This is a genomic window from uncultured Paraglaciecola sp. (assembly GCF_913058035.1).
Classification (GTDB): domain Bacteria; phylum Pseudomonadota; class Gammaproteobacteria; order Enterobacterales; family Alteromonadaceae; genus Paraglaciecola.
Window position 1 is genome coordinate 1 of record NZ_CAJXPA010000228.1, and the last position, 5,582, is coordinate 5,582.

8 protein-coding genes are annotated in these 5,582 nt (G+C 39.3%); 4 read left to right on the forward strand and 4 right to left on the reverse strand.

Going from position 1 to position 5,582, the window contains the following annotated elements:
- Both QZ562_RS19025 and QZ562_RS19030 read right to left on the reverse strand, forming a co-directional pair.
- Positions 1-435: TCP-1/cpn60 chaperonin family protein (locus tag QZ562_RS19025; protein ID WP_293763758.1), on the reverse strand; the 435-nt coding region annotated here is incomplete at its 3' end.
- 37 nt (positions 436-472) lie between these two features.
- Complete coding sequence (locus QZ562_RS19030; RefSeq protein WP_293763760.1) at positions 473-763, reverse strand: co-chaperone GroES; 291 nt, start codon at positions 761-763, stop codon at positions 473-475.
- A gap of 366 nt (positions 764-1,129) precedes the next feature.
- Here QZ562_RS19030 and QZ562_RS19035 point away from each other — a divergent pair, with 366 nt between their 5' ends.
- On the forward strand, positions 1,130-1,969 hold the full coding sequence (locus QZ562_RS19035) for a MipA/OmpV family protein (RefSeq protein WP_293763762.1): 840 nt from the start codon (positions 1,130-1,132) through the stop codon (positions 1,967-1,969).
- A 197-nt stretch (positions 1,970-2,166) separates the two neighbouring features.
- Here the strand turns inward: QZ562_RS19035 and QZ562_RS19040 are convergent, their stop codons facing one another.
- Positions 2,167-2,823 (reverse strand): site-specific DNA-methyltransferase, encoded by a 657-nt coding sequence (locus tag QZ562_RS19040; protein ID WP_293763765.1) that lies wholly within the window; start codon positions 2,821-2,823, stop codon positions 2,167-2,169.
- A 513-nt stretch (positions 2,824-3,336) separates the two neighbouring features.
- Here QZ562_RS19040 and rpsF point away from each other — a divergent pair.
- Genes rpsF through rplI form a run of 3 tightly spaced genes read left to right on the forward strand, consistent with a single transcriptional unit; the run spans position 3,337 to position 4,457 of the window.
- Entirely contained in the window at positions 3,337-3,762 is a 426-nt protein-coding gene (gene rpsF / locus QZ562_RS19045; protein WP_293763768.1) for a 30S ribosomal protein S6, read from the forward strand.
- Complete coding sequence (gene rpsR / locus QZ562_RS19050; protein ID WP_293763771.1) at positions 3,762-3,989, forward strand: 30S ribosomal protein S18; 228 nt, start codon at positions 3,762-3,764, stop codon at positions 3,987-3,989. The genes rpsF and rpsR overlap by 1 nt, the downstream gene beginning before the upstream one ends.
- A gap of 15 nt (positions 3,990-4,004) precedes the next feature.
- Positions 4,005-4,457 (forward strand): 50S ribosomal protein L9, encoded by a 453-nt coding sequence (gene rplI, locus QZ562_RS19055; RefSeq protein WP_293763774.1) that lies wholly within the window; start codon positions 4,005-4,007, stop codon positions 4,455-4,457.
- A 507-nt stretch (positions 4,458-4,964) separates the two neighbouring features.
- On the opposite strand, the gene QZ562_RS19060 is transcribed toward rplI, so the two are convergent.
- Positions 4,965-5,582 (reverse strand): MOSC domain-containing protein (locus QZ562_RS19060; protein ID WP_293763777.1); only part of this gene is annotated, 618 nt, incomplete at its 5' end.

The window sequence follows — 5,582 nt, forward strand, 5'->3', positions numbered from 1 at the left end:
ACGTGTTGGTGTTGGTGTGTGAGAGTGGTGTGAAGAATACGGTCGCGAGGTGTGCTCTTGGCAATCGACGGAGAGCATCATCAGCTGGACTTTCGTCTTCGTCGGCAGCGTCAAATGTGTATAACAGACAGCAGTTACAATAGCTTGTGCCAATACTGTTGCAGTTGTTGTTCCATCACCAGCCTCGTCATTAGCCTTGGAAGCAACTTCCTTGACCATTTGAGCGCCCATGTTTTCAAATTTATCAGCAAGTTCGATTTCTTTCGCAACTGATACACCATCTTTAGTGATGGTTGGAGCACCGAATGATTTGTCTAATACAACGTGACGGCCTTTAGGACCAAGTGTTACTTTTACTGCATTTGCTAATACATTAACGCCAGCAAGCATTTTTGCGCGAGCGTCATCAGAAAAACGAACTTCTTTAGCTGCCATGATAATAATTCCTCAAAATTCTGTTAGTGGATTGGGTTTATTCGACGACTGCTAAGATGTCGCTCTCGCTGAGGATAAGCACTTCTTCGCCGTCTAACTTTTCAGTTTTAACCCCATAGCCATCGTTGAAAATTACGATGTCACCGATTTTTACGTCGACTGCTTTAACATTACCGTTGTCTAGGACACGGCCGTTACCGACAGCGATAACTTCGCCGCGAGTCGATTTTTCTGCTGCAGAGCCTGTTAGTACAATGCCACCTGCAGATTTGCTTTCTTGTTCGTGACGCTTAACGATAACGCGATCGTTTAAAGGACGAATTGCCATTCTCAAATCTCCTGAAAATTCCAATGTTAGTAAAAGTTGTGTGCCTTTCACATAAAGGCGGTGATTAAGCAAAAGACGCATCGTCTGCTTAGAATTCTGTTTTATTAGAACTTAGTTCTGCGACATGAGATGGGGCTAGCAGAAATGATCTCAAGGCTTTTTTTATAATAAAGTGAAATAAATGTAATGTTTTCTTACATAAGTTTGGCATAAGTTAATGGAATAATATTTTATTGAACTGGAGAGGAAGGATCTTTTGTCTACGCCACAAGGTAAATATGTAAGTATTAAAGGCCACTGTAAAAATAGGGAATGATTTTGCTTAGGACCAACACTTGGTTTTGTTCAATAAAATATATGGCAATAATGTCTATTATTGTCATGAATACCGACATCAATGCACAACAGGAAATTGTCTTAGAAGATGATATACGTCCTGTGTGGGAAGTCGGTGTATTAGCTGCTGTTTTCAACTCGTCAGAATACCCCGCTGCGGATCGAAAACAAATTAATATCATCCCCGCTCCTTATTTTATCTACCGCGGTGAAACATTACGTATAGGCGACGGTTCTATTGCCAGAGCAGTTGCGATAGACAAAAGCTGGTATGAACTAGACCTATCATTGGCAGGTTCTTTTAATGCTAATTCAGAAAATAATGAGATTAGAGAGGGCATGCCTGACCTAGACTTCATTTTTGAACTGGGTCCACAGCTTAGAATACGCTTATCAAAATTTGAATTTGAGCGTTATGGCAAAGGGGAATTATTTTTAAATTTGCAAGCTCGCGCAGCATTTTCAACTGATTTTTCAGGTATAGATAAACGTGGGTATGTGTTTCAACCAGTACTTAGTTATAGACAGCGTGGGTTGTTAAGCGAAAAAACAGCTTTATTTGCTAGTTTATCGCCTACATGGGCAACTGAAAAATTGCATGATTATTTTTATCAAGTGGGTAGTAATGTTGTAACCGAACAACGTCAAGCTTACGACGCAAAACATGGTTACTTAGGTACAGATTTATCTGTCGGCCTGTCATTTAATGCCACTGAAGACATTCGAATTTTTACCTTTGCCCGTGCATCACTTCATTCAGGTTCAGCAAATGAAGATAGTCCACTTTTCAGAGATAAAAGTACTTACTCTTATGGTTTAGGCATGGTGTGGCAATTATGGGAGAGCGAAGCAAAGGTTTCAGGTCGATAGGTTTTGGTTTTTAATTGGATGCGCTGAATTAAAAGAGTTTTGTGTAGATGTTATTCTATCTTTTTCCAACTAATCCACAAAATAATTGGTTCGATTTAAATCGAAGGTAAGCCAATAGCATCGGCGTCATGGCGACCGTGTTGTTATTTGAGAGGTTCATATGCCTACATTATTAAATAACATGACTTAGCCAGCGGCTAATCATGCTCTCGATTCTTAAAATAATCATGTGCGTCGTTAGATATATCATTGCCAAGATATTCTCTGCCACAATTTCTAGCTGCTAGGAGAGTTGCCCCTGAGCCAAAAAAGGGATCAACTACTAGTTCTCCGTTAGACGAGCTTTGTTGAATGAGTATTTCGATAAGCGGAACAGGTTTCTCAGTTGGGTAGCCTCTATAAACTCTTTTACACTCGAGTACATCTGGAACACCTAAATTATTTAGCTTTCTTTTTCCTTTTTCAAAAAAAAGTATAAATTCGTGTCTTGAGCGATAGTGATAACCCATTCCTATACTGACTTTATCCCAGACTATGGCTTTCCAAAATTTGAAGCCAATTTTTTCAGCAATAGGTCTTATAAAAAACATGGTCTCTTGATCACAAAATAAGTAAAAATGAGAATTTTTGCTAAGTACTCGGTAAACCTCTTTGAATAAACTCTCAAAACGGTCGTTTGGAAAAATATTAAACCATTGATTACTAGAAGATTTACTCACTTTTAAGCGAGTAGTTGTGCCAATTTTCCTATATTTCTCTAATGACTCATAAGGTGGGTCTGTTATCACTAAATCCACACTGTCTGACGGTAATGTGGCGAGCCAATCTACCGCATCGATTTTAAATAAACGCATCAAATTCCTAAGCTAAAGTACTGCTTGTTTTATCATTACTATCGACGTGTGAAGACTATGCCTTCTGCATTTTTTTGGCACTGTACACAATAAGCTTGGCTTGTGTGAGAACTTTTAGCTTTAAATTAATGTGTATACCCTTTCAAATTGTCTCTTAAGTTATCTTGGCGTGATTTTAAGCGAAATCCTTACTGTTCAACTTAAATGGTTGTCTACAATTTAGAAAAAATAACTGATTCGACGAGAATTTGTATCAAAACACATAGAGTAGTCACCAAGCACGGCTCATGTTTTTAGCGCCTAATAAATTATATGATAAGCCAAACAATTTACCCCATTTCTCCTAAATCCCTGAAAAACAGAACTATTACTAACTGTAAGCTAAATATATCTTGTACAAAAAGCCCAGTTTATATACAATCCGCGCCGCTTAAAACAGTCACTACTTTTAGTTCCTTGTCTCTATATAGCTTGACTGTGCTATCGAGGCTACAACCGTGAGGAGCAACATATATGCGTCATTATGAAATCGTATTTATGGTTCACCCTGACCAGAGTGAACAAGTTCCAGGTATGATCGAGCGTTATACTGGAATTCTTACCCAAGAAGGCGGCACCATTCACCGCTTGGAAGATTGGGGCCGTCGTCAATTGGCTTACCCAATCGATAAACTTCATAAAGCACATTATGTTTTATTAAACTGCGAAGCTACTGCTGAAGCTGTTGAAGAACTAGAGACTGCTTTCCGTTTTAACGATGTTGTTTTGCGTAACCTTGTTATGCGTACCAAAAGTGCTGTCACTGAACAGTCTCCTATGGCTAAAGAAGAACGCCGTGAAAAGCGTGATGAAAAACCTTTTGAAAAGTCTGCTGAGAAACCTGTTGCTGCCGTTGAAGAAACAGCTGCTCCGGCTCCTGCAGAAGAAGGGGATAAATAATGGCTCGTTTTTTTAGACGTCGTAAGTTCTGTCGTTTTTCTGCTGCTGATGCTCCTGCGATAGATTTTAAAGACATCGCAATGTTGAAAAACTACATCACTGAGAGTGGTAAAATTGTACCTAGCCGTATTACTGGAACTAGCGCGAAGTATCAGCGTCAGTTGTCAACTTCAATTAAGCGTGCGCGCTTCTTGGCGTTGCTTCCATATACTGATTCTCACAAGTAATCGTAGGTAGCAAAGATGGAAATCATACTATTAGATAAAGTCGCTAACCTAGGCGGCTTGGGTGACAAAGTCACTGTAAAATCAGGTTATGCGCGTAACTTCTTGTTTCCGCAAGGTAAAGCAGTTCCCGCTACTAAAGCGAACGTAGACAAATTTGAGCTTCGCCGTGCTGAGTTGGAAGCTAAGATTGCTGACCAGCTTTTATCTGCACAAGCTCGTGCAGACAAAATCGCCGCCTTGGGTGAAGTGACTATTGCTTCTCCTGCTGGAGACGAAGGTAAGTTGTTTGGTTCTGTTGGTACACGTGACATTGCTGATGCGATTACCGCTGCTGGTGTTGCAGTAACAAAATCTGAAGTTAAGTTACCTGTTGGTACTTTACGTGAAACAGGCGAATTCGAAATTAATTTGCAGATTCACTCAGATGTTACTACCACTATCAAGTTGGTCATAATTCAAGAAGCATAGTAGCTAATTGCATTTGAGCATTTAAGAACACCGCTAATTTTAGTGGTGTTTTTTTTTGTCTATGGTTTTAAATATTCAACAACCATTATTTCGCTTGTATATATGCTTCCTTAATTCACGCGATACGTTCATCGTCAACGAGCTCTAGGTCTGTAAACACCGCCCTGTGGGTGTAATTATTACCAAATGTAACCGACGCCCCAATCCTTTACTATGATCTGCATCATTAGATTTAAGACCTAAATTGATTAGATCTTCAGTCAATTATTTATAAGTAAAAAATTACCGTTTAAGGTGAGTACTCACTACCAATTTTTAGTCGCCACTTCTAAATTCGCTTAATGAGAACTAAACAATACGGTTTGTAAAAATGTAAATAATGGCATGATGTTTTTAAAACCCATGTATACGCCGTTTTTTTTAAGTTTATGATTTTAAACAAATTTTTACTCTTATGGCATTTCCCTTTTACCCTGTGCAAATTTCCTTCTTACAGTGTGTCGATTTCTAATCCAAAGAGTACTTTTTTTGAAGCCGCCTTCGCCATTCAGGATCAAGACCAACGGCGTTGGTTACGACCTCAACTAGTTGAGCTTCAGAATTAATAACCTTAAGCATAATATCGACAGAAACATTTGCATTAGGTCTTTGCTGTAAAATGAATACATCATCTAGTGCGATATCGCCCGCTTGCAATACTCGGTAGTACCAACCATTGAGCCTATGTAGACCTATAAATTGGTGTAAATTAGGTTGTTTGAACTTAGCATTGATTTTCCAACAGGGAATGCGAGGAGAGCTCACTTGTAACACAGCGCTGCCTACTTTGTAGATATCGCCAATGCATACATTGCGCTCGTTCATATCTATAACAGAAAGGTTTTCACCTATCATCCCAGACTTGGCTTGTTTGTGCAGAAGAGGGTAGCGCTTGATGATTTTTTCGTAGCTACATAATGCATATTGATGTAAAGCTTTCTCAGGACCGCCGTGGAACCGCTTATCAGCCTGAATGTCTCCTATAATCCCCAGCTCATTGACAGATACCAGTGACACTGATTGTTTGAAGATGCCGGTTGGACTTCGTTTTTCACCAATGTTAGTTAATTTTCCTGAATATAAACC

What these genes read in the sequence shown, in the direction of transcription:
- QZ562_RS19035 (WP_293763762.1), top strand. Translation starts at nt 1,130, where the DNA reads ATGTCTATTATTGTCATGAATACCGACATCAATGCACAACAGGAAATT.
- rplI (WP_293763774.1), top strand. Translation starts at nt 4,005, where the DNA reads ATGGAAATCATACTATTAGATAAAGTCGCTAACCTAGGCGGCTTGGGT.
- rpsR (WP_293763771.1), top strand. Translation starts at nt 3,762, where the DNA reads ATGGCTCGTTTTTTTAGACGTCGTAAGTTCTGTCGTTTTTCTGCTGCT.
- rpsF (WP_293763768.1), top strand. Translation starts at nt 3,337, where the DNA reads ATGCGTCATTATGAAATCGTATTTATGGTTCACCCTGACCAGAGTGAA.
- QZ562_RS19040 (WP_293763765.1), bottom strand. Translation starts at nt 2,823, where the DNA reads ATGCGTTTATTTAAAATCGATGCGGTAGATTGGCTCGCCACATTACCG.
- QZ562_RS19030 (WP_293763760.1), bottom strand. Translation starts at nt 763, where the DNA reads ATGGCAATTCGTCCTTTAAACGATCGCGTTATCGTTAAGCGTCACGAA.